The organism is Mammaliicoccus sp. P-M58 (assembly GCF_022386165.1).
GTDB lineage: Bacteria > Bacillota > Bacilli > Staphylococcales > Staphylococcaceae > Mammaliicoccus > Mammaliicoccus sciuri.
This window is the reverse complement of record NZ_JAJNJI010000003.1, coordinates 208,394-233,345: the sequence shown is the minus strand read 5'-3', so window position 1 is coordinate 233,345 and position 24,952 is coordinate 208,394. Positions and strand designations below refer to the sequence as shown.

Here is a 24,952-nt window from a genome sequence, read left to right as displayed (position 1 = left end):
ATTTTTACAAAAAAAAGCACCCTTTATAAAAGGATGCTTGATTCGCTTCATAATTAGTTGTTTGATTTGAAACCAAATTTTTTGTTGAAGCGTTCCACACGACCATCCGCAGATGCGAATTTTTGACGTCCTGTATAGAATGGATGTGAATCTGAAGAGATATCTAAACGGATAACTGGGTATTCGTTTCCATCTTCCCATTCCATAGTTTCATTTGAAGTACGTGTTGAACCACTTAAGAATTTGAAGTCTGTAGTTGTATCTAAAAAGATAACTTTATTATACTCTGGATGAATTCCTTGTTTCATTTTTTTCAGCTCCTTTGCCCTGAACCATCTGGAACAGAGTTTATTTGTGACTTATTCACTCAATACTTACATATTATATATGTTGAAGAATTAAAATGCAACCTTAAATTTATATAATCGGTTTACCAGTCTTGGCACTATCGACCATAGATTTTCTTAAAACTTCAAAGAATTCTTCGTTAGAATTCGTGCGTTTTAACTTTCTAATAAATCTTTCAGAGAAATCATTTGAATCAGTAAATAAATTACGTAACTGCCAAATCATTTCAAGTTCTTCTTTATCTAATAGCAATTCTTCTTTACGTGTTGAACTTCTTCTAATATCAATTGCAGGGAACACTCTCTTCTCAGACAATTTACGATCTAAATGAAGTTCCATATTACCTGTACCTTTAAATTCTTCATAAATCATATCGTCCATACGAGAACCTGTTTCAACTAATGCAGTCGCTAAAATTGTTAAACTGCCACCCGCTTCAATATTTCTAGCAGCTCCGAAGAAATGTTTAGGTCTATGAAGGGACGCTGGATCTAAACCACCAGATAATGTTCTACCACTTGGTGGCACAACTAAGTTATATGCTCTTGCTAATCTTGTTAATGAATCCATTAATATAATTACGTCTTCACCAATTTCAACAAGACGTTTAGCTCTTTCTAGTAATAATTCAGCCACTTTAACATGATGTTCTGGCGGCTCATCGAATGTTGAGTTAACAACTTCAGCTTGTTCAACAGAACGTTCAATATCCGTTACTTCTTCTGGACGTTCCCCAATTAATAATACAAATAATTTCGCTTTTGGTTGGTTAATTGCGATAGCATTAGCAATTTCTTTAAGTAATGATGTCTTACCAGCTTTAGGTGGCGCTACAATCATTCCACGTTGTCCTAGACCTATTGGCGTAATTAAATCCATAATTCTAGTTGAATAATTTTTACTTGTAGTTTCTAATTGGATACGTTGTTGTGGGTATAGAGGGGTTAACGCTTGAAAGTGTGGTCTTTTTTTAACTTCTTCTGCATTTTGATCATTTACAAAGTCAACTTGTAACAATCCGTAATACTTTTCGTTTTCTTTAGGTTTTCTAACTTTACCAGTTACTTTGTCACCTTTTTTAATCTCAAAGCGTCTAATTTGGCTAGCAGATATATAAATATCTTTTTCGCCTTTAGAATAGTTAACGGTACGTAAAAAGCCATAACCATCAGGTTGAATATCATCTAAGATACCTTCCATATAATAGTTGCCGTCTTTTTCCATTTGAGCTTCCATGATTGCTAAGACAAGTTCTTTTTTATTTAATTTACTATAATTTGTTATTCTCAGTTCTTTTGCCTTTGATGTTAATTCTTTAGTTGTATAGTTCTTGTATAATTCGTGAAACGATTCATACTGAGGACTTGTTCTAACTCTTTCAGCCATTTTTATGACACCCATTTCTTAAAAATCTCATTCATTTTTATCAGATTTATAATCTGCCTTTAAACTATAGCATTTTTTTATGAAGATGACAAAATAAGTTATATATAAATTATGTTAAAATATTTCACTTTTTTAAACAATAATAACCATCATACAAAAAGACTGAAACACCGAAATGTTCCAGTCTCAAAAATATATTATATTTTGTAATTTTACTATTCTTTAAAATAACCAGGAATTGCTTTAATTTCTAAGAATTCTTCAATTCCATAGTCGCCCCATTCTCTACCAATACCTGATTGTTTATAACCACCGAATGGTAAATTAGGTTTTCTACCTGCATCATTAATTTCCACAGTACCTGCTTCTAATGCTTTAGCAACTTCTCTTACACGTTCTAAATCTTTACCATATACATATGCTGCTAAACCATAAATTGTATCATTAGCAATTTCAATTGCTTCATCTAAGTCTTTATAAGTAATAATTGTACCTACTGGACCGAATATTTCTTCTTGAGCAATTGTCATATCATTTGTTACATCAGTAAATAATGTTGGTTTAACGAAGTAACCTTTTTCAAGGCCGTCTGGTTTACCAACACCACCATGTAATAATGTTGCACCTTCATCGATACCTTTTTGAATATAGCTTTGAACTGTATCAAATTGTTTTTTAGATACAACTGGACCAGCATCTTGGCCAGCTTCTCTAGGATTACCAACTTTAACATTTTCAATTGCTTTTTTAGCTGCTGCGATAAATTCATCTTTAATACTTTCTGGTACTAATGTACGTGTACCTGCAGTACAAACTTGACCAGTATTTTGTACGAATTTAGCAACTGCACCTTTAGCTGCTTCTTCGATATCAACGTCATCTAAGACTACTAATGGTGATTTACCACCTAGCTCTAATGATACTTTTTTGAAGTCTTTAGCTGAGTTTTCCATGATTTTTCTACCAGTTGGACCTGAACCCGTAAATGACATCATACGTACATCAGGATGTGAACTTAATGGATCACCAACACTTTGGCCATCACCATTTACTAAGTTAAACACACCTTTAGGCACGCCAGCTTTTTCAAATATTTCAGCTAAAATAATCGCAGCAAATGGTGTTTCTTCAGATGGTTTTAAGACTACAGGTGAACCTGCAGCAAATGCACCAGCTAATTTTAATGATGTTTGGTTAGTTGGGAAGTTCCATGGCGTTACTAATCCAGAAACACCGATAGCTTCTTTAATAACTAAATCATCACCACGACGTTCTTCAAATTGAATTGAATCGATCGCTTTACTTGCTTCTCTAAAATGATTTAAGCCCATTTGAAAATGAACAGATTCTGATTTTTCAATTGGTGAGCCAAGCTCATCCGTCATAACATCTATTAAATCTTTTTTTCTATTTTCGTATTCATCTGCAATTCTTTCTAGTAAAGCTTTTCTTTCTTCTAAAGAAGTATTTCTAAATTTCACGTACACTTTTTTAGCGGCAGCTACAGCGTCATCAACATCTTGTTTGTTACCTGCAGCGATTTTACCCATTACTTCTTCTGTAGCAGGGTTTATAACATCTAATGTTTGTCCACTATGACTTTCAACCCATTCGCCATTTATATATTGCTTGATATCTTGTCTCATGAATTATCTACTCCTTTATATATGTTACATTGGTTATTATAGTATGGATGATAGTCATAATTAAAATAATCTGTTTGGGAATTGAATAATTTAAATTTTAAACAAATAAAATACCCGCCAACGAAATGAGTTTAATCGCATTGACGGGTACTTTATAATATTCAATTCGTTTAGGAATGATTTTCTTGCAATTCCACATTTTTTTGTGCCCACTCTTCTAATGGTACAAGCGCTTGTGCTAATTCGTATCCTTTAGTTGTTAAATGATATTCAACTGATAGAGGCGTTGTTGTAACAACTTTCTTCTCAACTAATCCCCAATCACTTAATTCAGTTAATTTAAGAGATAATGCTCTAGGTGTAATACGTCTTAAGTCTCTTTTCATATCAGAAAAATGAGCCGAACGTTCATCACAACGTGACAAATAATTAAGTATTAAACCATTCCAACTGCGTCCTATTACTTTAAAAGTTTCTTCCAAATAAGGACATACTTCCATGTTACTCACCTCTTTAACTTCTATATTGCCATTATACTACACTTTATATACAAAGTATATATTTTATACTTGTTATACGGTTTCAGTCCAAATATCAGCACCGAGTGCTTTTAATTTTTCAACAATACCGCTATATCCTCTATAAATATGCTTAACATTGTAAACAGTTGTGACACCTTCAGAGATTAAACCAGCAATTAATAAAGATGCACCTGCTCTTAAATCACTTGCTGCTACACTTGCGCCTGTCAATTTAGATGGGTAATAAATAGCTGTGCCGTTTTCTAAATTCACATTAGCACCCATTCTAATCAATTCATCAACATGTTTAAATCTTGCTGGATAAATCGTTTCTGTTATTTTACTTTGACCATTTGCTTTTAATAATAAAGGTGTAAATGGTTGTTGTAAATCTGTTGCAAATCCAGGATAAACAGCAGTTTGTATATCAACTGGTTTATATTCATCTTTACCTTTAATGACAACTGAATCTTCACCTAAATCGATTTCAGTACCCATTTCTCTTAATTTAGCGATTAATGGTTCTAAATGTAATGGAATGATATTTTCGATGTACACTTCTTCACCCATGGCTGCTGCTGCACACATGTATGTACCTGCTTCTATTCTATCAGGAATAATTGTATGTTTTGTACCGTGCAAGGATTCTACACCTTCAATTTTCAATGTATCTGTACCTGCACCTCTAATTTTAGCGCCCATATTATTTAATAATGTCGCAACATCAACAATTTCTGGTTCTTTCGCTGCGTTTTCTATTACTGTTTTACCTTTTGCTAAAGAAGCTGCCAACATTATATTGATCGTTGCACCAACACTCACAACATCCATAAATATTTTAGCGCCAACTAATTCTTCAGCAATTAAATACATTGCACCTTGTTCGTTTGTTACTTTTGCACCGAGTGCTTCAAAACCTTTAATATGTTGGTCAATTGGTCTAGGGCCTAAAGGACAACCACCTGGTAAACCAATCACACATTTTTTAAAACGTCCGAGCATAGCACCCATCATATAATAAGATGCTCTTAAAGATTGTACTTTATTGTTAGGTAAAGGTAGATTCACTGCATCGCTTGAATCAACGACAAGCTGATCACCATTTAATTCTGTTTTTATATTTAAATCACCAAGTAGGCTCATTAAAGTTTTGACATCTGAAATATCTGGTAGTCCATCTAATGTCACAACATCATTCGCCATTAAACTTGCTGGAATAAGTGCAACCGCACTATTTTTAGCACCGCTTATTTGCACTTTACCATTTAATTTTTTGCCACCATTTATTTTTATAACTTCTTGAGACATATGTTTACTCCTTTACTTCATCGTCTTAGAGAATGCATACTCTCTCAACATGAATAGATAATTATTTCCATTATATACTATTCAATAAGATAAACGCAAAAACATAAAAAGTAAATAGAAATAACATAATTTACTACAAAAGAAGTATCAAATTTTAAATTTTTGTCATTAAAATTAATTGAATAAACGGATTGAATAAATATTCAATTTTTCTCCAAAAACAGAAAAAACTACTACAAGCACGATGCTTGTAGTAGTTTGAATTTAATTAAATTAAGCTTGGTTAGAAGTACCAAATTCTTGGATTTTACCTTTAACTGTTGCTTTAATTGCTTCACGAGCAGGTCCTAAATATTTACGTGGATCGTAAACTTCGCTGTCGTTGTTTAACACTTCACGAACTGCTTTAGCAGATGCGATTTGGTTTTCAGTGTTAACGTTGATTTTAGCTGTACCGTAAGTAATAGCTTTTTTGATATCGTGAGTTGGGATACCAGTACCACCGTGTAATACTAATGGTAAACCAGTTGAAGCACCGATTTCTTCCATTTCTTTGAAACCTAAGTTTGGTTCACCTTTGTAAGGTCCGTGCACTGAACCTAATGCAGGTGCTAAAGTATCAATACCGGTTCTTTCAACTAATTCTTGACATTCTTTAGGATCAGCATAGATAACGCCTTCTGCAACTACGTCATCTTCTTGTCCACCAACAGTTCCTAATTCAGCTTCAACAGAAACACCGTTAGCATGAGCATATTCAACTACTTTAGAAGTAATTTCGATGTTTTCTTCGAATGGGTGGTGAGATGCATCGATCATTACTGAAGTGAATCCAGCATCGATAGCTTCTTTACATTTTTCGAAACTTGAACCGTGGTCAAGGTGAATAGCAACTGGAATTGTAATGTTGTAATCTTCAATTAAACCTTCAACGATTTTAACGACAGTTTTGAAACCACCGATATAACGTCCAGCTCCTTCAGATACACCAAGGATAACAGGAGCATTTTCTTCTTGTGAAGCTTGAAGAATAGCTTGTGTAAATTCTAAGTTATTGATGTTGTATTGACCAACAGCATAACCATTTTCTTTTGCTTTAATTAACATTTCTTTCATTGAAACTAAAGGCATTGAGTTTCCTCCTAATGTGCAAGGCACGAATTATTTACAAAATTATTATATCAAACTTTGTGAACATATGCACCTTTTGAAAGCCCTATCCTAAATGTTTTCTTACAATTTTCATAACTTCTTCAATTGTAAACGGCTTCATTAGCACGCCTGTAATATTTCCTTTTTTTAAAACTTCTAACTCGGTAGTTGATTGAAATGCTGAAATGATATAAACTGGTATATTTTTATCAGATTTTCTAATTTCAGCAAACACTTCTTCCCCAGAAATTCCAGGCATTCTTTTATCTATAAAAATCAGTTTATAAGTATTTTTATGAAATAATTCAATGCCATCCGCTCCATTTTTAGCAGTATCTACATTAAAATGATTTAATTCCATAATTTCTTTTAATAATTGTCTAATATTCTTTTCATCATCTATAATAAGTACATCCATTGAAGATACCCCACATTTTCTATAAAATAAATTTAATGACGTTAATAAGGAGAATACAAATTGCTTAAAATATTTAATACACAATTAAACGGCATATTTAGTAAAATAGATGCCCAAATTGAAGAAATTGAAATTGCATCACAACTGCTTATGCAAGCAGCAAACGGTGAAGGCAAAATACGCATTAAAACTTTCGACGAAATCAATTATTTTCAAGCATTTATGACTGTCAGTAACGAAAGCTTACCACATTCAGAAACACTCAATACTTTAGATGAAATCAAAAAGATCGACTCAACTGACCGTGTATTATTAGCCGGAACTTCCTTTACTGAAGAACTCAACGAATGGATTACAAAATTAAACGAATATGATATAGATTTTGTCGTAATAGCTAATAAAGATAAAGACAATAAAACACATGAAGCACTTATGCATTATATTGACTTATCAACACCAAGAGCAATCGTTCCAACCGCTGATTACAGTAAAATTATTACCCCACATCTTATGGCTTTAAATTATATATATTATATCATGTTTGCTGAAATGCACGAGATTACACAAGATTTAAATGAAGAAATCTAGTAATAGCTAAATAGGTTGTGATAATGGGAGTAGTTGGATAATTTTTGAATAACGGGGCTCTTAGTTACAATTCGACAGAGTTTTGTAATTAACGCGCCTGTTATAAACAAGTTTGGCTGAAAGTGTTCACAACGTACCCTTTATAAACAAGTTTACCCAAAAGTGTTCACAACACACTCGTTACGAACAAGTTTACCCAAAAATGTTCACAACGCAGCACTTAATATCCCACACACATATATTCATACAAAAAAGTGCCCTCTATCTTAAATACTTGAAAAAGTATTAGGATAAAGGGCGCTTTATATATATTATTTATTTTGAATACTTGCTTCTACAAATCCTCTGAATAATTTTTGTGGACGTGTTGGTCTAGATAAGAATTCTGGATGGAATTGACATGCTACAAACCATGGGTGATTTTCTAATTCTACGATTTCTACTAATCTACCATCTGGGCTTGTTCCTGAGAATTTCATACCTTTTTCTTCTAATCTTTCGCGATATTCATTATTAAATTCATAACGGTGACGGTGTCTTTCGTCTACTTCTAATTCACCATAGACTTTATGTGCAATTGTACCTTCTTCAATTTTACATGGGTAAACACCTAATCTTAATGTTCCGCCTAAATCTTCGATGTCTTTTTGTTCTGGTAATAAATCGATAATTGGGTATGGTGTGTTTGGATCTAATTCAGCTGAATGTGCATCGTTTAATCCAACTACGTTTCTAGCAAATTCTACTGTTGCTAATTGCATACCTAAACAAATACCTAAGTATGGTACGTTATTTTCACGTGCATATTGAATTGCTAATATCTTACCTTCTACACCTCTATCTCCGAATCCACCAGGTACTAAAATACCATCTACATCTGCAAGTTCTTTTTGATAGTTTGTTTCGTTTAATTTTTCAGAGTCAATCCATTTAATTTCAACATCTGATTTAAAATCATAACCAGCATGTTTTAATGCTTCTGCAACTGATAAGTATGCATCTTGTAAACTAACATATTTACCTACTAAACCAATTTTCACTGAACCTTCTAAATTACGAACAGTGTCTAATAATTGGTTCCACTCTGTTAATTCCGCTTCTGGTGCAGCTTCTAAGTCTAATCTTTCAATGACGATATCATCCATATGTTGTTCTTTTAATGCTAATGGAATTTGATATAACGTATCAGCATCTCTACATTCAATGACTGCACGTTTGTTAATATCACAGAATAATGCAATTTTATCTCTTAAATCTTGAGTCATTTCATATTCAGTACGTACCACAATTAAATCTGGTTGAATACCTAAACCTCTTAATTCTTTAACACTATGTTGTGTTGGTTTAGTCTTCATTTCACCAGCAGCTTTAATGTATGGAAGTAACGTACAATGGATGTACATAACGTTTTCACGACCAAGATCACTCTTGATTTGTCTAATTGCTTCTATAAATGGTAAAGATTCAATATCACCAGTTGTACCACCAATTTCAGTAATGACAACATCAGCATTTGTACTTTCGCCAGCCATTAATAATCTTGATTTAATTTCATTTGTAATATGTGGAATAACTTGGACAGTACCACCTAAGAAATCGCCACGTCTTTCTTTTTTAAGTACGTGAGAATAAACTTTACCTGCTGTTACATTTGAATATTTATTAAGATTAATATCAATAAATCTTTCATAATGTCCTAAATCTAAGTCTGTTTCTGCTCCATCTTCAGTTACAAAAACTTCACCATGTTGATATGGACTCATTGTACCTGGATCAACATTTAAGTATGGGTCAAATTTTTGAATCGTTACATTTAATCCTCTATTTTTAAGTAATCTCCCTAGTGATGCTGCTGTAATACCTTTACCAAGAGACGATACTACGCCACCTGTTACGAATATGAACTTTGTCATGTTTGTACCTCCATTTATTTTTTAAAAAATAAAAAACGCTCCCACTTACATTGTTAAAAATGTAAGGAGGGAGCGCTATATTTATACGATTGTCCTATTTAAAGGAGCCCAAATAAAATATTACCATCTTTTAAAGAAAAGTCAATTAAAATTCGTCTTCTTCGTCTTCCTCATCTTCGTCTTCTTCATCTACAACAAGACCAGCTTCATCTAATTCATCTTCTACTTCTTCATCTTCAGGGTCTTCAGGATCATTTAAACCTTCTTCATCATCTTGATCAATTGTAATATCAAGTTCTTTAGTTTTGTCTTCTTCCCCTAATAATGAAATTTCTGAATCAGCTTCATCGTCTTCATCTAGAACATTGAATTTTTGAATTGTTGGTGCGATTTTTTCTTCGATATCGTCAACTGAATACCAGTCACGAAGTCCCCAAATATTCTCACCCACACTTAAGAAGCGTCCATCAGTATTTAAGTCCGTATAAAATTGTAAAATACGATTCTCAATTTCTGAATCAGTGTAATTACCTAAGCTTTTGAATTCGTCTATCATATCATATAAGTTTGTTTCTTTACCGTTCTCTGTTAATAAAATATAAGCCATTTCGATAAATGAATGCTCATCTACCATTTCTTTTGTGAAATCTTTTAATTTCATGCTTTACTCTTCCTTTCAACAATCGAACTATTGTCGCACATTAATATTTATAATCATAACAGTTTACGATTATAATTGACAAGATGATTTTTAGCAAATGTTAGTTAATACTTAATATATTTCATGAGTTTAATATAGTCCTCTGATTTTTGTATTTCTACAAATCGTGCTTTCTCACATAACGGTTTCAATTTATTGTTTGAACCGAATAAAGTGATGTGTATTTCTTTCTTATCTTCAAACCTTCTTCTAACAAAAGTACTTAACTGTCTTAAAGCACTCTCTGCGATACCTTCTTTTCTTTCATCTTCTTCAACTTCTATACTACGAATATCAAAATAGTTATCTTTATCTTCTAATACGATAATACCTACTTTTTGATTATCTTTCATTAAATGTATATCGACAAATTCATTATCTAAATCATCTTCATTTAATACAAGTTTCAATGAAGATACATATTTTGAATCTAAATCTAAATAATATAATCGTTCTTTACCTAATGGACCTTCTTCTTTTGTAGCCGTATGCATAAAGCCAGCTCTTTCATATAAATTCCATGCTGCCTCATTTTCAGCATCTACTACTAAATATAAATGATCAAAATCAGGGAACACATGTTGAACATACTCAGGTAAATTCATCATTATAGTCGTGCCATACCCATTTCCTTGATACTTTTCATTGATTGATAATGAACGTATATAAACAACATTATGCGGTGTATCATAACCTTCGTGTTGATAATACTTATGCAATACAAAGAAACCAACTATGTCGTCTTGTTCGTTTACAACAACATTAGGTCTTCTATCAGGATCCTCGATAGCATCATCCAACACTTCTTTAGGTAATGAAGAATAAATTTGTTGTCGTTCATTTAATTCAAAATCATATAGTGCCGTTCTCATATGTTCTTCAAATGGTTTAATGACGATTTCACCGAATGATTTAGCTTTCATGATTGATATCCCCCCGTTTGTTTATATATATCATAACGAATTTTACATTCATTGCGCAATTAAGAACCTTATAAAACGTAATTATCGTACACATGTTAGTTTGATTTGGATGAGGGTAATAGAATTAAGACTGCATAATTTAAAGGGGGATATTAATGAAACAGTCAAAAGAAAATACAGACAGGCATAATAATAAGACAACATTAGTATTTTGGGTATCCATGTCTATCATATTATTAGTGACTTTAATTGCTGGAATTTTTCCAAATGGTTTTGGTAAATACGCTAATATATTATATACATTTATATCGAACAGTACAGGATGGTTATTCTTAATCATCGTATTCGTTTTAGATATTTTTTTAATTGGGTTAGCCATAACAAGGTTTGGTCGATTTAAACTCGGTAGAGACGACGAAGAACCAGAATTCTCATTTATATCATGGGTCGGCATGTTATTCTCTGCTGGTCTCGGTGTCGGGATTGTATTCTGGGGTGTAGCTGAACCAATGACACATTACTTAAAATCACCACTTCCAAATGAAGTAGATGGCTCTACATTAGAATCAGCTCGACTTGCAATGGGTTATACATTTTTCCATTGGGGCATTTCACAATGGTCTATCTTTGCAATGGCAGGGCTTATAGTAGCTTACTTCCAATTTAGAAAAAGAAGAGACGGTTTAATATCTACAGCAATGGAACCTGTATTTGGTGAAACTTATAAAAAACCATTCAGAAATGTTATCGATATCCTAGCGATAGTCGCAACAGTCATGGGTATTGCGACTTCAATTGGTCTCGGTATAATGCAAATTGGCGGCGGACTTCATCATGTTTTTGATATTCCTAATAATAATTGGACTAAAATTATCATCACCGTCATTATGACCGTACTATTTCTTGGATCAGCAGCATCAGGTCTTAATAAAGGTGTTAAATGGCTAAGTAATGCTAACATATTTATTTGTTTTGCTTTACTTATATTTATACTTATTTTAGGACCGACACAATTTATATTTGAAACATTTACAGTTGCTATAGGTGACTATATTACAAACTTTGTACAATATAGTTTAAGATTAAATCCTTATGAAGGCGACAATTCTTGGATTCAACAATGGACTGTGTTCTATTGGGCATGGGTTATTGCTTGGTCTCCATTTATCGGAGGATTTGTAGCCAGAGTATCAAGAGGTAGAACGATAAGAGAATTTGTAATTGGCGTGTTAATTATTCCACCACTTATTTCATTTAGTTGGATTGCCACTTTTGGTGGAACGGCCATGTATTTAGTTATTAATAAAGGTGCTTCTATTGCGGAAGATGTCAAAGGAGATTATACAGTTGCACTATTCTCTCTATTATCTAACTTCCCATTTTACGAAGCAACAAGTATTCTAGCAATAATATTAATCTTCTTGTTCCTTGTTACAAGTGCGGATTCAACTACTTTTATCTTATCAAGTATGTCTGATAAAGGTTCAATCGTACCGCCATTCAAGTATAAATTAGTTTGGGGAATATTAATTGGTGCAATTTCAGTTGCCATGACATTAGCAGGTGGTTTAGAAAGTTTACAAACCGCTTCTGTCGTAGCCGGACTGCCATTCGCATTTATACTATTCTTGATGATGTTCTCTATTATGAAAGCATTACGTAGAGAACCATCTAAACATTTCAAAATGACTTATATAGATGATGACACAGATTTCTCTAAGTCATTAGAAGAACGTGAAGAAGAAGAAAAATAATTAAAAAATGCACCATTCATTGTTTAAATCAATGAATGGTGCATTTTTTGATTGTCGTAACTTCATAATTTAAAACGAATGGATTGAAAAATATACCCAATAGACGATTATCCATACGATTAACCATAGTAATATTTTGATATATCGATTAACATTTTTAAACACAATATGACTGAGTACATATGCTAGGTAGCTCGTTAATATAAATCTTAATAGTCTTGCAATGAAACTTACGAGTATAAATACAATAAATGATATACCTTCGTGGTAGCTCATCATTGCATAAAGTTTATATGGAACCCCAAACAAAGGTGCTTCTATTAATCCGAGCACTCCTTTATCTTCTAATGAATGTATCACATGTTCTATCATATAAGGATGAATACCAGGAATCTTAATCATGATCATTTCAACAAAGTTCAAATGTTGAATTGAAATAATGTAAACGATGATACCACCTAGAACTGCACCTATAATTGCAATCAAATTTGCACATAATAATTTAAATTTACTTTTTTGCATGATTGCATAATAAGTTAAAGCAACATCAGGGATAATAAAGAAAACAATTGCTTCAAGAAAAGCCCATATAAATATGATTACCATTCTTTAAAATCACCTTCATTTCTGAGTTCATTCATTCGTTCATTAAGCTCATCCATAAATGCTTTTCTATTCTCATTAAATAAAAATGGACGCCCTACAAAAATATCAACAAAGAATGGTACAAATAGTTTTGAGCCTTTTGGTAATGATTTTCCTAAACCATGTAGAAACAAAGGTTGTATAGGAATGTTTGGTCGTTCTCTCATTAAATAATAAATGCCCGATTTATACTTTGATAACTTTTCAGGTTCTCCTCTACTTCCCTCCGGATATAAGATAATAATACTACCTTCATCTAAAGCATCAACAATTGGTTCAAATAATCCTTTAATATCTCTCGTCATTTTTCGCTCTATTGGTATGATTCTCATAATATTCACGGAAAACCATTTTAATAGTTTGTTTTTTAGAAAATAATCACCTGCTGCTACAGGTCGTGCTTTCTTAAACCCTTCTCCTTGAAACAATGAAAGTAGTACAAGTGTATCTAAATGTGAATTATGATTGGCAATAATCACAATAGGACCTTTTTTAGGTAACCATTCTCGTCTACGTATATTTAATCCTAAAACAATTAAAATAATTGGCTTAATGATACATGTAAATATAATGAGTCTTAACATATCGGTTCACCCCTTAAAAGTAAAAGAACCTTACAAAGTGGAAGAAGAGTGGTGCTGTGTACGTTAGAGAATCTACTCTATCCAAAATACCGCCATGACCAGGTATTGTTTGAGAAGTATCTTTAATATTTAAATCTCTTTTTAAAGCTGAAATATTCACATCTCCCACAAATCCCATTATACTAATATATAAACCTGCTACAATCATGCCTAATAATGTGAATGGCGTAAGTAATGGTGCTAAACATAACGATAGAATTGTCGTTGAAATAATCCCTCCAACCAAACCTTCCCAAGTCTTATTGGGACTCACTTTAGGTACGATTTTGTGTTTACCAAATGCTTTACCAAACAGAAATTGAAACACATCATTTGCTTGCGTTAATATAACTAAAAATAAAACAAGGCTCGCACCGGGTACTGAACTTTTTTCGCCAGGTAAGACAATTAAGTATGCTAAATGACTTAAACTAAACACCATCAACATCATGCCCCATTGTACAGATCCCATTGATTGTAAAAACCCTTTTGTTTCACCTATCAATATAGCTTGTATCGGTATAAATAAGAACATATATACCGGTATAAAAATAATAAACATGCCATAAAACCCAAAATAGATAAATGTAAATTGAATCGGTATAGATAAGTACGCCCAGAATAATACAGCTCTATGACTACGATTCGTAGGTATTAGAGAAAAATACTCTTTCAAAGCTAAAAAACAAAGTAAGCCAAGAAAAATCAATGACACAGTAGAGTGAATGACTAAGGCGATTGTAAAGATAATACACATACTCCACCATGATTTAATTCTTAATCTAATTTCAGTGAAGTCTTTTTCAGGATATCGTTTCGTTAAATAAATACTAATCAAACTGGATAATACGAGTACGATAAATACCCCAATCATAACAATCAGCATTTCTGAAGATATCTTCCCTAAGTTCATGATTTAACCTCCTTCAACCCATTTATTATTCGATTATAAATATTGATTAACATGAGTATTGAACAAATATAAAACACAAAATGTAAATAAGGTATGATATTTAAATGAACAAAAATCAAGAAACTGATGAAACCTACAATAAATGCTCGGTCACTTTTACCCATCGGACCGTCATATCTTCTTGAACTACCTATCACTTGAACAGTTACACCAGCCATTTCACTAATGATTGATAAACTGATAAACAACATAATACCTATTCCATAATCTTCAGCAATAAACACGAATGGTATAAAAAGAAATAAATCACTTATAACATCCCCTAATTCATTCAACAATAACCCTAAATGAGATTTCATTTGATATTTTTTTGCCATTACACCATCAATTGCATTTAAAGCCATTCTCACAAACATCACAATGGGCATTAAAATAAATATCCATTTGTTATCATGAAATATACTTAAAATAATCCCGGTTATAATAGAAAGCAGTAGTGCTAAAATTGTAACTTGATTTGGTGTCATCCCAATTTTTCGCATCCAGTCAACGATAGGCATTAACAGTTGCTGAAATTTCGGCTTTATTTCGTACATGCTAATCAAAAAATAACCTCCCTCATTTATACTTGGTATCATCTTATCATGTAATTATACAATTTTTACAATATATTTCTAAAAACCATTAATTTATCATATACAATTTTTTATAGTATAATAACGATAATTATTTACTTTTCTAGATGAGGTGTTCGTGTGAAAATTGGTATTGATGCCGGTGGTACTTTAATTAAAGTCGTGACCGAATTAAATAATGAAAGAACGTATCAAAAATGGTTAGCAACTGACATTGATCAAGTTGCAGATTGGTTAAATCAATTAGATGATATTGAAGTATCGATTACAGGTGGTAAAGCACAATACTTAGACTCATGCATTAAACATCAAGCAAAACGTAGTATTGAATTTGATGCGACTTATAAAGGAATTCAAATATTTTTAAAAGAAAACAATATAGACCTTGAAACATATATATTCTCAAATGTCGGTACAGGTACGTCTATTCATTACGCTACTACTGATCATCAAGAACGTGCAGGTGGTACCGGAGCTGGTGGCGGTATGATACAAGGTTTAAGTTATTTACTGACTCAAATTAGTGATTATGACGAGCTTGTTCAAACTGCTTTAAATGGAAATCGAGATAAAATAGATTTAAAAGTTAAACATATTTATAAAGGTGATAACACCCCTATTTCTGGAGAATTAACTGCCGCTAACTTTGGACATGTATTACAACATTTGAATGATGCATTTCCCAATGCTGATCGCTTAGCCGCTGTAATGGGTATCGTGGGAGAAACAGTCACAACTGTATCCATTCATGCCGCAAAACAGTACAATACAGAAAACGTTGTGTTTATTGGATCTTCATTTGTTAAAAATGAACTACTCAAAAATATCGTCGTTGATTACACGATTTTAAGAGGTCTAAAACCATACTTCATTGAAAACGGTGAATTTTCAGGGGCACTCGGTTCAATATATTGTTAAACATTAAGGAGCATTAATATGAAAATTATAGAACCTAAACTACACAATGAATTTGAATATGAAGAAGAAAAAGACGTAACACTCTATCAATCTTCGTATGACTTGTACTTTGATAAAGCATTAATTCAATTAGATGAAGAAACGAGTCAAATCGATACAATGTATTTCAATCAATGTACATTTGAATCTGTTGATTTCACTAAAATTCACGGATTAGATATTATATTTAAAGGATGCGACCTTTCAAACTGTATATTCAGCGAAGCCTCTCTTAATAGAGTACACTTCAAAGATTGTCGTATGATCGGTGCTAACTTTACGGACATTAAACTGAAGCATGTACAATTTTCTAATTGTCAGTTGAAAATGAGTCAATTTCAAAATTGTAACTTAGATCACGTTTTATTTAGCGATAATCAAATGTCAGAAACTTACCTTTCATTCTGTACTCAAAAATCTGTCGCAATTGAAAGATGTGCATTAGAATCTCTTGAAGTTGTTGAAACAACATTAAAAGACATTGATTTATCGTCCAATACAATCGAACAACTTGTTGTACAACCTAATGACTTAAAAGGTGCAACAGTTTCTGAATATCAAGCATATGATATACTTCCGTTATTCGGGGTTAACGTAACATCAAACTAGAAGGTGACAATATGAATCAAATGATAGACATTTTAAAACGCTTTGGATTAAGTGAATATGGCTCAAAGGCTTATATCGCCCTTGTTCAAAATCCAGGCATAACAGCTTATAAACTAAGTGAAATATCAAGCGTACCACGATCAAAAATTTATGAAGCACTCAATAAACTTGATGAACAAGGACTCGCTTATTTCAATTTACAAGACCAAAAGAAATACTACTATGCCCTATCACCAAAACAAACCATTCAACTATTTGAAAAAAAGCAAAACGAAGAACTCCTTCAACTTGAACAAGAAATCAATAAATTAAATATCGTAACAGACAATGCGCCAATTCAAATAGAAGTCTTAACAAATGAATCAACAATCATCGATGCCGTAACATCTGCTATTAAACAAGCAAAAAGACAAATAACCGTTTCAATATGGCCAGACTTATATGACATCTTAACAAACCATGTCTCAGATGATATCCATATTCAAGGAATCACATTCCAAGTCGACCAACCCGGCTATGATCTCATTAATCATCGTTATACAAACTACGTCAAAAGTTCATTAGCTCTTAAACCATTTGTCGTAATCGTCGACGATGAACACATGATTTATGGACAAACAGCCGAAACAAACATGCGCGCTTATATCAGTTATGACCACACACAAATAAAAATGATGAAAGACTACATTTGGCATGACGTCCTAGTCAATAAATATATTAGTAAATTTGAAGAAGATATAGAAGACGAAATAACCCTTAAGAGAAAAACCTTTTTCTCTTAAGGGTTATTATTTGGGATAAATGATTTTACTACGTTGGGATGTAGTAACTACCTTAGTAGTTACTAATAATGTATCAAACAATCTTCCCACCGTCAACACGAATCGGTAAATATAATTTCTTCAACTTATGACCATTACGGTCGAGGTACGCAAGTTCTAAATCATTTTCTCCATCAGGATCTATTGGTGTATATCTAAATGTAACCTGCCCCTCATAAATATTATGCTTATCAAAGTATGGTCGATCCGGCATAAGTCTTTTCCCTTTTTTCGTTTTAAAGTCACCAGACTGTTGCAAGATTTCATCATTAACACGTAAAAATAAACTTGCATCAATATTATTATAATATTTATCTGGATAGTCATTCTTTTTAACTATTTTGATATCAGCACTTAGAAATATTTCTTTATCTTTAACTTTATAACTCAAATTACTAAATTGCATCGTTCCAAAAGTTATATTATGCGGTTGATTGAGTTTAATTTTCTCTTCCTTAAATTCATAATCTTGAAATTCTGAGTTTACTTTATGATACTGATTGAATCCTAATATAACGAGAACCACAAATACAATTAAGGAAGATAATAGAATTACTTTATTTTTCATTCTAATGCACCCGCTTCTATATGAACAACCTCATCTACAACACTTTCTATGTCTTCAAATTGATGCGAAGCAATCAGTATTGTACATCCTTGCTGTTTTAATCTTTCAAGGATTTGAACAAGTTTCTCAATACTCTTTCTATCCAAAGCATTGGTAGGCTCATCTAATACAATTAACTCTGGCTCTCCCATTAGCGTTTGAGCGATACCTACTTTTTGTTTCATGCCTAGTGAATATTTTCTAACTTTTCTTTTATCTTTATAATCTAATCCAAGTTCTACTAAATATTTAGTCATTACATTGATATCTGTTATACCTTTTAATGCAGCAACTAACTTAAGATTTTTTAAAGCTGTAAATTCAGTTATGATACTTGGTTTTTCGATAAATACACCAACTTTAAGTGGATATTTTGCTCCAAATTTAAGTGGTTTATTATTAATAATGACTTGCCCATCAACTTTAATTAATCCTAAAATTGCTCTTAAAAGCATCGTCTTACCAGATCCATTACGCCCTTTAAATCCATAAACTTTCCCACGTTCGATTTCTAAATTAATATTATTCAGCAATAGATTACGCTGATGTTCTTTTGAAACATTTACTAATTTAATCATTCTTCATCATCACCTCTTTGGAATTTAATGTGATGATCACGTCCTAATTCAATAAACAACAACATATTCACCACAACAATAGATAGCACACAACACAATAAATTTGTGTAAGATACACCTTGTAATCTTGAAAACAAAGATGCATTTAATATATTAATATCCAAATCAAACCTTGTTGTGGCAATTATCCACAATAACGATATCATAAAGCTTATATAAAATTTATAAGCAATGTAAGTCCAAATAAATACAATCATTAAGAAATAAACACTCACTATTAAATATGATAAATGTATAGCATTAATAGTAAATTCGCCTTCGATAAGAGAAATGAGCAACCATATACTTATAATATAAATGATACTTAAAATAAACGGGACTATAAGAAGAACCATCCATTTTCCAGCAATATTTAATTGCATTTGCCACTCTACAATATAATATTGATAAATAACGTGTATAAATCGATAAATGAAGATAATAGCAAGTACCATAATCAATATATATAACCCAGGTATTCTATATAAATGCATACTCAATTCAATGTCATTGTTACCTCGAAAAATAATTTCCCATAAACCAACTCTTATATATGGCTTAAATAACAATAAAAACAAAATAAATATACCATTTATAATAATGAATATTTTCCATAAACTTTGAATGATACCACCTATAAATTTTAAAATATTCATCGCATTATTTCCTTCTTACTAATAATCCACTCTACAACTAAATATAGGAATATTATGAGAACCAATTCATACATAATCCACGGCCAAGAAAGTGAAAATAATCTCTTTGAATCAATAATCAACCAATTCCTGTTTCCACCTTGCATTATGATGAAATCTAAATACATTAAAATATTTGCTATTATTATAGAAATACCTCGATTTAAAAACTTAAAATATAATGTTATTGACACTAAAGAGATCGTAAAATTACCTACCATCAACAAACAAGCTGTTACAAAAAATATCATATTAAATCTAACTTGAAAATTCATTGCAATCATGCTTCCAAATATCAATAGTAAGCTTATTATTAAGGATATAAAGCTTACATATAGTATTACATCAATTTTTAATTTCTTCCTATATTCAATAAATGTATTATGGATATATTCGTCTCGATAAAACACAATAGTGCTGATAATTAAAATAGGTAATACAACGTAAGTAAGCGTAAAATTACTCAACAATAAATTTGTAAATTGAAATTCATCAGAAGGGAAATAATCAACATTCCCCTTCTGATACAAAACTATTAACACAAAGAACAATATATTCCAAATTAGAAATTTTATATTAATCATTGAAACAACTCTATATTTAATCAAGTTCATATTTGCGCATACCTCTTATATAGAAATAAATTGATAAACTGACATATAAAATAAAAGTCAACAAAATCGGCAAAACATTTATATACATAAATCCTGTTTTTACTAGCAAAAAGTATATCGGTGGCGCTATATATGGTTCATCAGTAAAATTAGTCAATATAATTAGTATAATTTGAAAGATAAATGACCCTATAATTGCATATATCCTCTTATTCGTATATAAAGAAAGAGTTATCGATAATACATTCATAGTGGCAGCCCACATACCAACTAATAGAATATATAATAAAATATATAATATCGGCATAGCATAATAAAGAGAAGCATTTAATGTATAAGTTGTAAAAAAACCTAATGGTTTATTAGTAAATCTTTCTGGTAATATATTCGGCAGTATTAAAAATTCACCAATAAAATTCATTATCAAAGGTGTAATTACAAGTAACGCAGCAACAACACTAGAATATAAAATGACTTTTAAGTCAACATTCTTCCTTAATTGATACATATAGGCATAATGTAACAAATTTTGTTTACGATCTTGTATATATATGTCACTAACACCTACAGATACAGCTAAAGGCATTATTAGTAAATATATTAATGGTACGCCACTAAAGCTATCAAATAATAAAGATTGCGTATATGGAGTGTTTTCTAAAAGTCCAAAAGTACCGTAAGACCTATAAGCTTCATATAAATGCAACATAGAAATACTTGTTAAAATTAAAAATGCTATAACAAATTGTAGTCTTATTATGCGTAAATTCATATATTTTAACATTGATAACCCTCTCTTTTACAATCATTATTTGAGTTTTTATTAGTAACTATCGGGACTCCATACACCATCAAGATACCCATTAGCATATGTTTTCGCATCTATTCTAACAGCAACGCCTGGTGCATATCTTTCAACGGCTAAATTATATAATTTCGTTACTGATCCTCTAGTAGCCCAATAATAATGACCATTGGATACATCTCTTCCGTCATATAAAGCCGCCCAAATAGTCATACCTCTTACTCTCCTTGAATTCTCGCCTACCCAGCCAAAATTCTTATTATAATAAGCTGATGTATTTAATTTACTTCTAGCTGGAGTATGATCATATGGACTCCACATTCTAAATTCATTATGCCAATAAGTATCAGTCGTGTTTCCTTTTGCATTAGCGACAGATTGGCATGTTAGCAATAAAATGAAACAAGTTATGATTAAAACTAATCTTTTCATAAAAATCACTTCCTATCCTAATTTTTTCCATCATGATGTTAAAAGTATTATAATACCTTGAAAGCGCTTTTACAACAATCGAATAATATTATATTATTAATTAATTGCAATTAATTCAAAAGACAAAAAAAGACGCTTGCTTTATAGCGAGCGTCTTTTTTAATTACAATTATTTAACAAGGCATTGCGTTTAAAATGGCTTTTGGATCTGTTACTGTACCGATCATGCCTGATTTTAAGTTGATTCCTAATGCGATGTCTTCTTGTTTCAAGTCTTCTAACCATTCTTCAAAGACTTCTGTTTCTACTTCAATAATATCGTATTCTTCAAAGTCATCACGATGTACTTTTTCTGCTAATTTGCGTGTACTCCATACTGTCATCATGTTTGGTAGACTTGCATCTTCTTCTGATACGATAATAAATTGTTTTTGTCCTTTAACTGTTAACCCGTATACATAGCTTTCGTTGCAAATGTCTTCTGCAAATTCATCTATTCGGATATCATCTAGTTCACTCATGATTTCTTCTATGAATGGAATTGCTTCTATTTTTATTCCGTTATCTTCTGCTGATTTGTCCACAATGAATTGATCGCCTTCATCAAGGATATCATCCATTTCATATGTAACAAATCTATCTAAATCTAACTCCATAATTTTATCGTATTTAGTAATTTCATACGATTTTAAATATGATTCTGCACTTTCTTTCGTTGACCAAATCAGACGAAAATCAGTATCGCCGTCTCTTAAGATTTTACGGTCATTCAGCACAACATAAAATTTTTCTTTTGTTAATATTTGTTTAAATTTAGACATATCCTGGATAGCCATTCTACCACCCTTTTCTTTATATTTAATCCCAATAAAATATATTATACGTATAAGGTATAAGTCAATATAAATTAAGTTAAATTGTAAAAAATTTTTTATTTATTTTGACTACTTAATATATCTAGAAAAAGTTGCTCTTGCTCTAATGCTTTTTCTTCAGTTTCTGCATGCCAAATTCCAACAAATCTTGATTTTACGTTGTCTTTTCCGAAATAGTCACCATCATAGTATGCAAGTGGATAGAGGTAGCCATTTTTGATGAATTGTTCTATTGTATTGATGAAATGCGTGTTATCTCCTGTGGAATGATAACTTAGAAATTTATGAAAACCTTCATGCAAGCGATCTTTAAGTAATAACATGCTTGTTGAACCATTTTGTCTGAAGTTTAAATCAATCGCATATACGTCATGGTTTTTATCTACTAGAAGATCAAAGCCCGACACTCCTTTATAACCATATTCAACACCGTTTTTCATCATTTCGTATCCAGCCTCAATCACGCTTTGTGGTACATGATTCGAATTAACATTACCATTGTAGAAGCCATATTCATCTGTAAGCTGTTTTACAGCACCTATATATTGTATACCCGTCTTTTCACTATATACGTATTGAACACAATAATTCTCAATTTCTTCGATAAATTGTTCGATGATAATGTATTTTGTATCAGATGCTTCTTTAATTCGATTTGTTGCTTTCTTTAAATCCGCTTCATTATAACAAATCATTACACCATACCCACCTGCTGTAGGTAATTCGTCTCCCGGTTTAATGACCAATGGTAAATCCCAGTTTTGAATAGCTGCTTCAAATTCTTCTGCTTTCACAATTTCACGTTTCGGTAAATATTTACCACCCGTCCATTGTTCAATTTTCGATTTATTATTTAAATCTATAAATTTAGGTTTATAAACTGCATATTCTTCATCTTTACATAAATGTTGACCATGTATATATTGGAAGAATATTTTTTTATTTTCAGCAGTTAGCTGTTGTAGTAAATGTTCATATTGCGTTCTATCTTTGAAAGTATATATATTGCTCGGAATATCCACATTTACTAATTTTAAAATTCTTTTAACATTATCAGTTAAACATGCTTCATGAACGATCATGGGCATGTTACTAATAATCATTTCTCTTGCTGTTAAAAAATTAGATTGTGCTTCTTCAGCTTTTAACCAAGGATTATCTTCATAAGAAGGTCTCGCATTATATACAATATCTTCTTCATATAAATCTCTTAACGTTAAATTGAGTGGTTTCCTATATTCTTTTTTCATAACAAGTTCTCCCTTAATGTTTGATGATGCTCAATGATTTCATTTCTAAGGGATACATTCTCTATAAGTTCTAATCCCATTGAAGCCAATATTTTCGCACCATTAATTAATGCCTTATCACCCTTTGTACTTGCAGCAGCTTGGCAAAATTCTTTCGTATGGCCGACTAAATTAGATGGTCCAATTTTAATGTGTGGGTGTATAGTCGGTACGATATGACTTACATTCCCCGTATCTGTAGAACCAAAACCAAAATCGTCATCAATGACTTCTTCGCCAACTTGTTCAGCGTGCTTTCTAAATAATTCGTCTAGAGGCTTATTAATAACGAATTCATTTACACCATTTTGGATTGGTCTTAATTCGTATGTACCACCCGTTTGTATAGCTGCACCTTCAGCTATTTTCCTCACTTTATCAGTAAGGATATCTAATTCTTTACGTGAAGTGGCACGTGTGTAGAAACGTGCATGTGTAAAATCAGGAATAATATTCGCTGCTTCACCTCCATTTAGAATAACGCCGTGTACTTTATCTGTCTTTTTAATTTGTTGTCTTAACATGCTCACGCCATTAAAGAAAGATAACATAGCATCTAACGCATTAACCGCTTCAAAAGCATTTTCAGAGGCATGAGCGCTTCGTCCATAGAATTTAACATCAAATACATCTACAGCTAATGAAGGCACTGTCACGTACGTCTCATGGCCAGGATGAACCATTAGTGCAATATCAATATTATCGATAATCCCAGCTTTTACATAAGTTGCTTTAGCACTACCATTAATACCTCCTTCTTCAGCAGGACAACCTAACACAATAACTTTGCCACCGATTTGATCAATCACTTTAGACAAACTGATACCTGCTAACACACTTGAGGTTCCAATAATATTATGACCACACGCATGACCAAGACCAGGTAATGCATCATATTCTGCTAAATATGCAATAGTTGGACCTTCTTTTCCTGAGTCATACGTTGCAATGAAACCTGTCGGATGTTTCGCAATATTCTTCTCTATCTTAAAATGATGATTCTTTAATTGGTCGCTTAATAAACGTGATGCAAATACTTCTTCATTACCTAACTCAGGACGTTCATGAATTTGATGACTCATTGATAAATATAAATGTCTATTTTGTTCTATATAATTAATAATATTTTGCGATAAGTTACTCATTAATGATTCACCT

General features: G+C 31.8%; 27 protein-coding genes. 5 read left to right on the top strand and 22 right to left on the bottom strand.

From position 1 onward, the window contains the following. Positions 1-53: 53 nt before the first annotated feature. The 7 genes from LQ694_RS04945 to LQ694_RS04915 all read right to left on the bottom strand — a co-directional run bounded on the left by LQ694_RS04945 (position 54) and on the right by LQ694_RS04915 (position 6,779). The gene (locus LQ694_RS04945; protein ID WP_025904467.1) at positions 54-308 is read right to left on the bottom strand and encodes a type B 50S ribosomal protein L31; all 255 of its coding nucleotides are present in this window, start codon (positions 306-308) and stop codon (positions 54-56) included. 109 nt (positions 309-417) lie between these two features. Next, positions 418-1,734: a transcription termination factor Rho gene (gene rho / locus LQ694_RS04940; protein ID WP_048540930.1), complete on the bottom strand. Its 1,317-nt coding sequence runs from the start codon at positions 1,732-1,734 to the stop codon at positions 418-420. Positions 1,735-1,949: 215 nt separating this feature from the next. Further along, positions 1,950-3,380 (bottom strand): aldehyde dehydrogenase family protein, encoded by a 1,431-nt coding sequence (locus LQ694_RS04935; RefSeq protein ID WP_065381667.1) that lies wholly within the window; start codon positions 3,378-3,380, stop codon positions 1,950-1,952. Positions 3,381-3,550: 170 nt separating this feature from the next. Continuing rightward, positions 3,551-3,880, bottom strand: a complete 330-nt coding sequence (locus tag LQ694_RS04930) for a winged helix-turn-helix transcriptional regulator (protein ID WP_025904464.1) — start codon at positions 3,878-3,880, stop codon at positions 3,551-3,553. A gap of 72 nt (positions 3,881-3,952) precedes the next feature. Beyond that, complete coding sequence (locus LQ694_RS04925; protein WP_058612677.1) at positions 3,953-5,209, bottom strand: UDP-N-acetylglucosamine 1-carboxyvinyltransferase; 1,257 nt, start codon at positions 5,207-5,209, stop codon at positions 3,953-3,955. A gap of 273 nt (positions 5,210-5,482) precedes the next feature. Next, positions 5,483-6,340 (bottom strand): class IIb fructose-bisphosphate aldolase FdaB, encoded by an 858-nt coding sequence (gene fdaB / locus LQ694_RS04920; RefSeq protein WP_049320091.1) that lies wholly within the window; start codon positions 6,338-6,340, stop codon positions 5,483-5,485. A gap of 85 nt (positions 6,341-6,425) precedes the next feature. Further along, on the bottom strand, positions 6,426-6,779 hold the full coding sequence (locus tag LQ694_RS04915; RefSeq protein WP_058612678.1) for a response regulator: 354 nt from the start codon (positions 6,777-6,779) through the stop codon (positions 6,426-6,428). A gap of 60 nt (positions 6,780-6,839) precedes the next feature. On the opposite strand from LQ694_RS04915, the gene LQ694_RS04910 reads away from it, so the two are divergent. Beyond that, entirely contained in the window at positions 6,840-7,367 is a 528-nt protein-coding gene (locus LQ694_RS04910) for a DUF2529 family protein (RefSeq protein WP_070369145.1), read from the top strand. A gap of 311 nt (positions 7,368-7,678) precedes the next feature. On the opposite strand, the gene LQ694_RS04905 is transcribed toward LQ694_RS04910, so the two are convergent. From LQ694_RS04905 to LQ694_RS04895, 3 genes are all read right to left on the bottom strand, one after another. Further along, the gene (locus LQ694_RS04905) at positions 7,679-9,280 is read right to left on the bottom strand and encodes a CTP synthase (protein ID WP_025904459.1); all 1,602 of its coding nucleotides are present in this window, start codon (positions 9,278-9,280) and stop codon (positions 7,679-7,681) included. A gap of 145 nt (positions 9,281-9,425) precedes the next feature. Beyond that, entirely contained in the window at positions 9,426-9,941 is a 516-nt protein-coding gene (gene rpoE / locus LQ694_RS04900; protein ID WP_048540943.1) for a DNA-directed RNA polymerase subunit delta, read from the bottom strand. Positions 9,942-10,045: 104 nt separating this feature from the next. After that, the gene (locus LQ694_RS04895; protein ID WP_167811953.1) at positions 10,046-10,906 is read right to left on the bottom strand and encodes a GNAT family N-acetyltransferase; all 861 of its coding nucleotides are present in this window, start codon (positions 10,904-10,906) and stop codon (positions 10,046-10,048) included. A gap of 152 nt (positions 10,907-11,058) precedes the next feature. On the opposite strand from LQ694_RS04895, the gene LQ694_RS04890 reads away from it, so the two are divergent. Beyond that, positions 11,059-12,657 carry a BCCT family transporter gene (locus LQ694_RS04890; RefSeq protein ID WP_058612682.1) on the top strand — a complete coding sequence of 533 codons (1,599 nt, stop codon included), beginning with the start codon at positions 11,059-11,061 and terminating at the stop codon, positions 12,655-12,657. A gap of 69 nt (positions 12,658-12,726) precedes the next feature. On the opposite strand, the gene LQ694_RS04885 is transcribed toward LQ694_RS04890, so the two are convergent. Genes LQ694_RS04885 through LQ694_RS04870 form a run of 4 tightly spaced genes read right to left on the bottom strand, consistent with a single transcriptional unit; the run spans position 12,727 to position 15,434 of the window. Next, positions 12,727-13,263, bottom strand: a complete 537-nt coding sequence (locus LQ694_RS04885; protein ID WP_058612683.1) for a YqaA family protein — start codon at positions 13,261-13,263, stop codon at positions 12,727-12,729. Beyond that, a complete protein-coding gene (locus tag LQ694_RS04880) occupies positions 13,257-13,886 on the bottom strand; it encodes a lysophospholipid acyltransferase family protein (protein WP_058612684.1) in 630 nt (209 codons plus the stop codon). The genes LQ694_RS04885 and LQ694_RS04880 overlap by 7 nt, the downstream gene beginning before the upstream one ends. Before the next feature lie 13 nt (positions 13,887-13,899). After that, positions 13,900-14,838, bottom strand: coding sequence for a phosphatidate cytidylyltransferase (locus LQ694_RS04875; protein WP_096792032.1), 939 nt, complete (start codon positions 14,836-14,838; stop codon positions 13,900-13,902). Further along, positions 14,835-15,434 (bottom strand): CDP-alcohol phosphatidyltransferase family protein, encoded by a 600-nt coding sequence (locus LQ694_RS04870; RefSeq protein ID WP_201277906.1) that lies wholly within the window; start codon positions 15,432-15,434, stop codon positions 14,835-14,837. Before LQ694_RS04870 ends, LQ694_RS04875 begins: the two co-directional genes overlap by 4 nt. 159 nt (positions 15,435-15,593) lie before the next feature. On the opposite strand from LQ694_RS04870, the gene coaW reads away from it, so the two are divergent. From coaW to LQ694_RS04855, 3 genes are read left to right on the top strand one after another with little or no spacing between them, the layout of a single operon-like run. Continuing rightward, entirely contained in the window at positions 15,594-16,391 is a 798-nt protein-coding gene (gene coaW / locus LQ694_RS04865; protein ID WP_065381669.1) for a type II pantothenate kinase, read from the top strand. An 18-nt stretch (positions 16,392-16,409) separates the two neighbouring features. Continuing rightward, a complete protein-coding gene (locus LQ694_RS04860; RefSeq protein ID WP_058612687.1) occupies positions 16,410-17,039 on the top strand; it encodes a pentapeptide repeat-containing protein in 630 nt (209 codons plus the stop codon). A gap of 11 nt (positions 17,040-17,050) precedes the next feature. Further along, on the top strand, positions 17,051-17,821 hold the full coding sequence (locus LQ694_RS04855; protein WP_198054544.1) for a TrmB family transcriptional regulator: 771 nt from the start codon (positions 17,051-17,053) through the stop codon (positions 17,819-17,821). 73 nt (positions 17,822-17,894) lie between these two features. On the opposite strand, the gene LQ694_RS04850 is transcribed toward LQ694_RS04855, so the two are convergent. The 8 genes from LQ694_RS04850 to LQ694_RS04815 form a co-directional block, all read right to left on the bottom strand. Continuing rightward, positions 17,895-18,428: a hypothetical protein gene (locus LQ694_RS04850; RefSeq protein ID WP_218697243.1), complete on the bottom strand. Its 534-nt coding sequence runs from the start codon at positions 18,426-18,428 to the stop codon at positions 17,895-17,897. Next, a complete protein-coding gene (locus tag LQ694_RS04845) occupies positions 18,425-19,045 on the bottom strand; it encodes an ATP-binding cassette domain-containing protein (protein WP_218697241.1) in 621 nt (206 codons plus the stop codon). Before LQ694_RS04845 ends, LQ694_RS04850 begins: the two co-directional genes overlap by 4 nt. After that, on the bottom strand, positions 19,042-19,740 hold the full coding sequence (locus tag LQ694_RS04840) for a hypothetical protein (RefSeq protein WP_218697240.1): 699 nt from the start codon (positions 19,738-19,740) through the stop codon (positions 19,042-19,044). Before LQ694_RS04840 ends, LQ694_RS04845 begins: the two co-directional genes overlap by 4 nt. A gap of 639 nt (positions 19,741-20,379) precedes the next feature. Then, on the bottom strand, positions 20,380-21,177 hold the full coding sequence (locus tag LQ694_RS04835; RefSeq protein ID WP_218697239.1) for a hypothetical protein: 798 nt from the start codon (positions 21,175-21,177) through the stop codon (positions 20,380-20,382). A 39-nt stretch (positions 21,178-21,216) separates the two neighbouring features. Continuing rightward, positions 21,217-21,630: a hypothetical protein gene (locus LQ694_RS04830; RefSeq protein WP_218697238.1), complete on the bottom strand. Its 414-nt coding sequence runs from the start codon at positions 21,628-21,630 to the stop codon at positions 21,217-21,219. Between the two features lie 173 nt (positions 21,631-21,803). After that, positions 21,804-22,466 (bottom strand): DUF2750 domain-containing protein, encoded by a 663-nt coding sequence (locus tag LQ694_RS04825; RefSeq protein WP_096792029.1) that lies wholly within the window; start codon positions 22,464-22,466, stop codon positions 21,804-21,806. Positions 22,467-22,561: 95 nt separating this feature from the next. Next, complete coding sequence (gene ldmS / locus LQ694_RS04820; RefSeq protein WP_218697236.1) at positions 22,562-23,755, bottom strand: L-aspartate--L-methionine ligase LdmS; 1,194 nt, start codon at positions 23,753-23,755, stop codon at positions 22,562-22,564. Continuing rightward, a complete protein-coding gene (locus tag LQ694_RS04815) occupies positions 23,752-24,939 on the bottom strand; it encodes a M20 family metallopeptidase (protein WP_065381726.1) in 1,188 nt (395 codons plus the stop codon). The genes ldmS and LQ694_RS04815 overlap by 4 nt, the downstream gene beginning before the upstream one ends. Between the last annotated feature and the right edge of the window lie 13 nt (positions 24,940-24,952).

Bases quoted from the DNA above. Each gene is read 5' to 3' on its own strand.
- LQ694_RS04945 (WP_025904467.1), bottom strand. From the start codon at position 308: ATGAAACAAGGAATTCATCCAGAGTATAATAAAGTTATCTTTTTAGAT.
- rho (WP_048540930.1), bottom strand. From the start codon at position 1,734: ATGGCTGAAAGAGTTAGAACAAGTCCTCAGTATGAATCGTTTCACGAA.
- LQ694_RS04935 (WP_065381667.1), bottom strand. From the start codon at position 3,380: ATGAGACAAGATATCAAGCAATATATAAATGGCGAATGGGTTGAAAGT.
- LQ694_RS04930 (WP_025904464.1), bottom strand. From the start codon at position 3,880: ATGGAAGTATGTCCTTATTTGGAAGAAACTTTTAAAGTAATAGGACGC.
- LQ694_RS04925 (WP_058612677.1), bottom strand. From the start codon at position 5,209: ATGTCTCAAGAAGTTATAAAAATAAATGGTGGCAAAAAATTAAATGGT.
- fdaB (WP_049320091.1), bottom strand. From the start codon at position 6,340: ATGCCTTTAGTTTCAATGAAAGAAATGTTAATTAAAGCAAAAGAAAAT.
- LQ694_RS04915 (WP_058612678.1), bottom strand. From the start codon at position 6,779: ATGGATGTACTTATTATAGATGATGAAAAGAATATTAGACAATTATTA.
- LQ694_RS04905 (WP_025904459.1), bottom strand. From the start codon at position 9,280: ATGACAAAGTTCATATTCGTAACAGGTGGCGTAGTATCGTCTCTTGGT.
- rpoE (WP_048540943.1), bottom strand. From the start codon at position 9,941: ATGAAATTAAAAGATTTCACAAAAGAAATGGTAGATGAGCATTCATTT.
- LQ694_RS04890 (WP_058612682.1), top strand. From the start codon at position 11,059: ATGAAACAGTCAAAAGAAAATACAGACAGGCATAATAATAAGACAACA.
- LQ694_RS04885 (WP_058612683.1), bottom strand. From the start codon at position 13,263: ATGGTAATCATATTTATATGGGCTTTTCTTGAAGCAATTGTTTTCTTT.
- LQ694_RS04880 (WP_058612684.1), bottom strand. From the start codon at position 13,886: ATGTTAAGACTCATTATATTTACATGTATCATTAAGCCAATTATTTTA.
- LQ694_RS04875 (WP_096792032.1), bottom strand. From the start codon at position 14,838: ATGAACTTAGGGAAGATATCTTCAGAAATGCTGATTGTTATGATTGGG.
- LQ694_RS04870 (WP_201277906.1), bottom strand. From the start codon at position 15,434: ATGTACGAAATAAAGCCGAAATTTCAGCAACTGTTAATGCCTATCGTT.
- LQ694_RS04860 (WP_058612687.1), top strand. From the start codon at position 16,410: ATGAAAATTATAGAACCTAAACTACACAATGAATTTGAATATGAAGAA.
- LQ694_RS04855 (WP_198054544.1), top strand. From the start codon at position 17,051: ATGAATCAAATGATAGACATTTTAAAACGCTTTGGATTAAGTGAATAT.
- LQ694_RS04850 (WP_218697243.1), bottom strand. From the start codon at position 18,428: ATGAAAAATAAAGTAATTCTATTATCTTCCTTAATTGTATTTGTGGTT.
- LQ694_RS04845 (WP_218697241.1), bottom strand. From the start codon at position 19,045: ATGATTAAATTAGTAAATGTTTCAAAAGAACATCAGCGTAATCTATTG.
- LQ694_RS04840 (WP_218697240.1), bottom strand. From the start codon at position 19,740: ATGAATATTTTAAAATTTATAGGTGGTATCATTCAAAGTTTATGGAAA.
- LQ694_RS04835 (WP_218697239.1), bottom strand. From the start codon at position 21,177: ATGTTAAAATATATGAATTTACGCATAATAAGACTACAATTTGTTATA.
- LQ694_RS04830 (WP_218697238.1), bottom strand. From the start codon at position 21,630: ATGAAAAGATTAGTTTTAATCATAACTTGTTTCATTTTATTGCTAACA.
- LQ694_RS04825 (WP_096792029.1), bottom strand. From the start codon at position 22,466: ATGGCTATCCAGGATATGTCTAAATTTAAACAAATATTAACAAAAGAA.
- ldmS (WP_218697236.1), bottom strand. From the start codon at position 23,755: ATGAAAAAAGAATATAGGAAACCACTCAATTTAACGTTAAGAGATTTA.
- LQ694_RS04815 (WP_065381726.1), bottom strand. From the start codon at position 24,939: ATGAGTAACTTATCGCAAAATATTATTAATTATATAGAACAAAATAGA.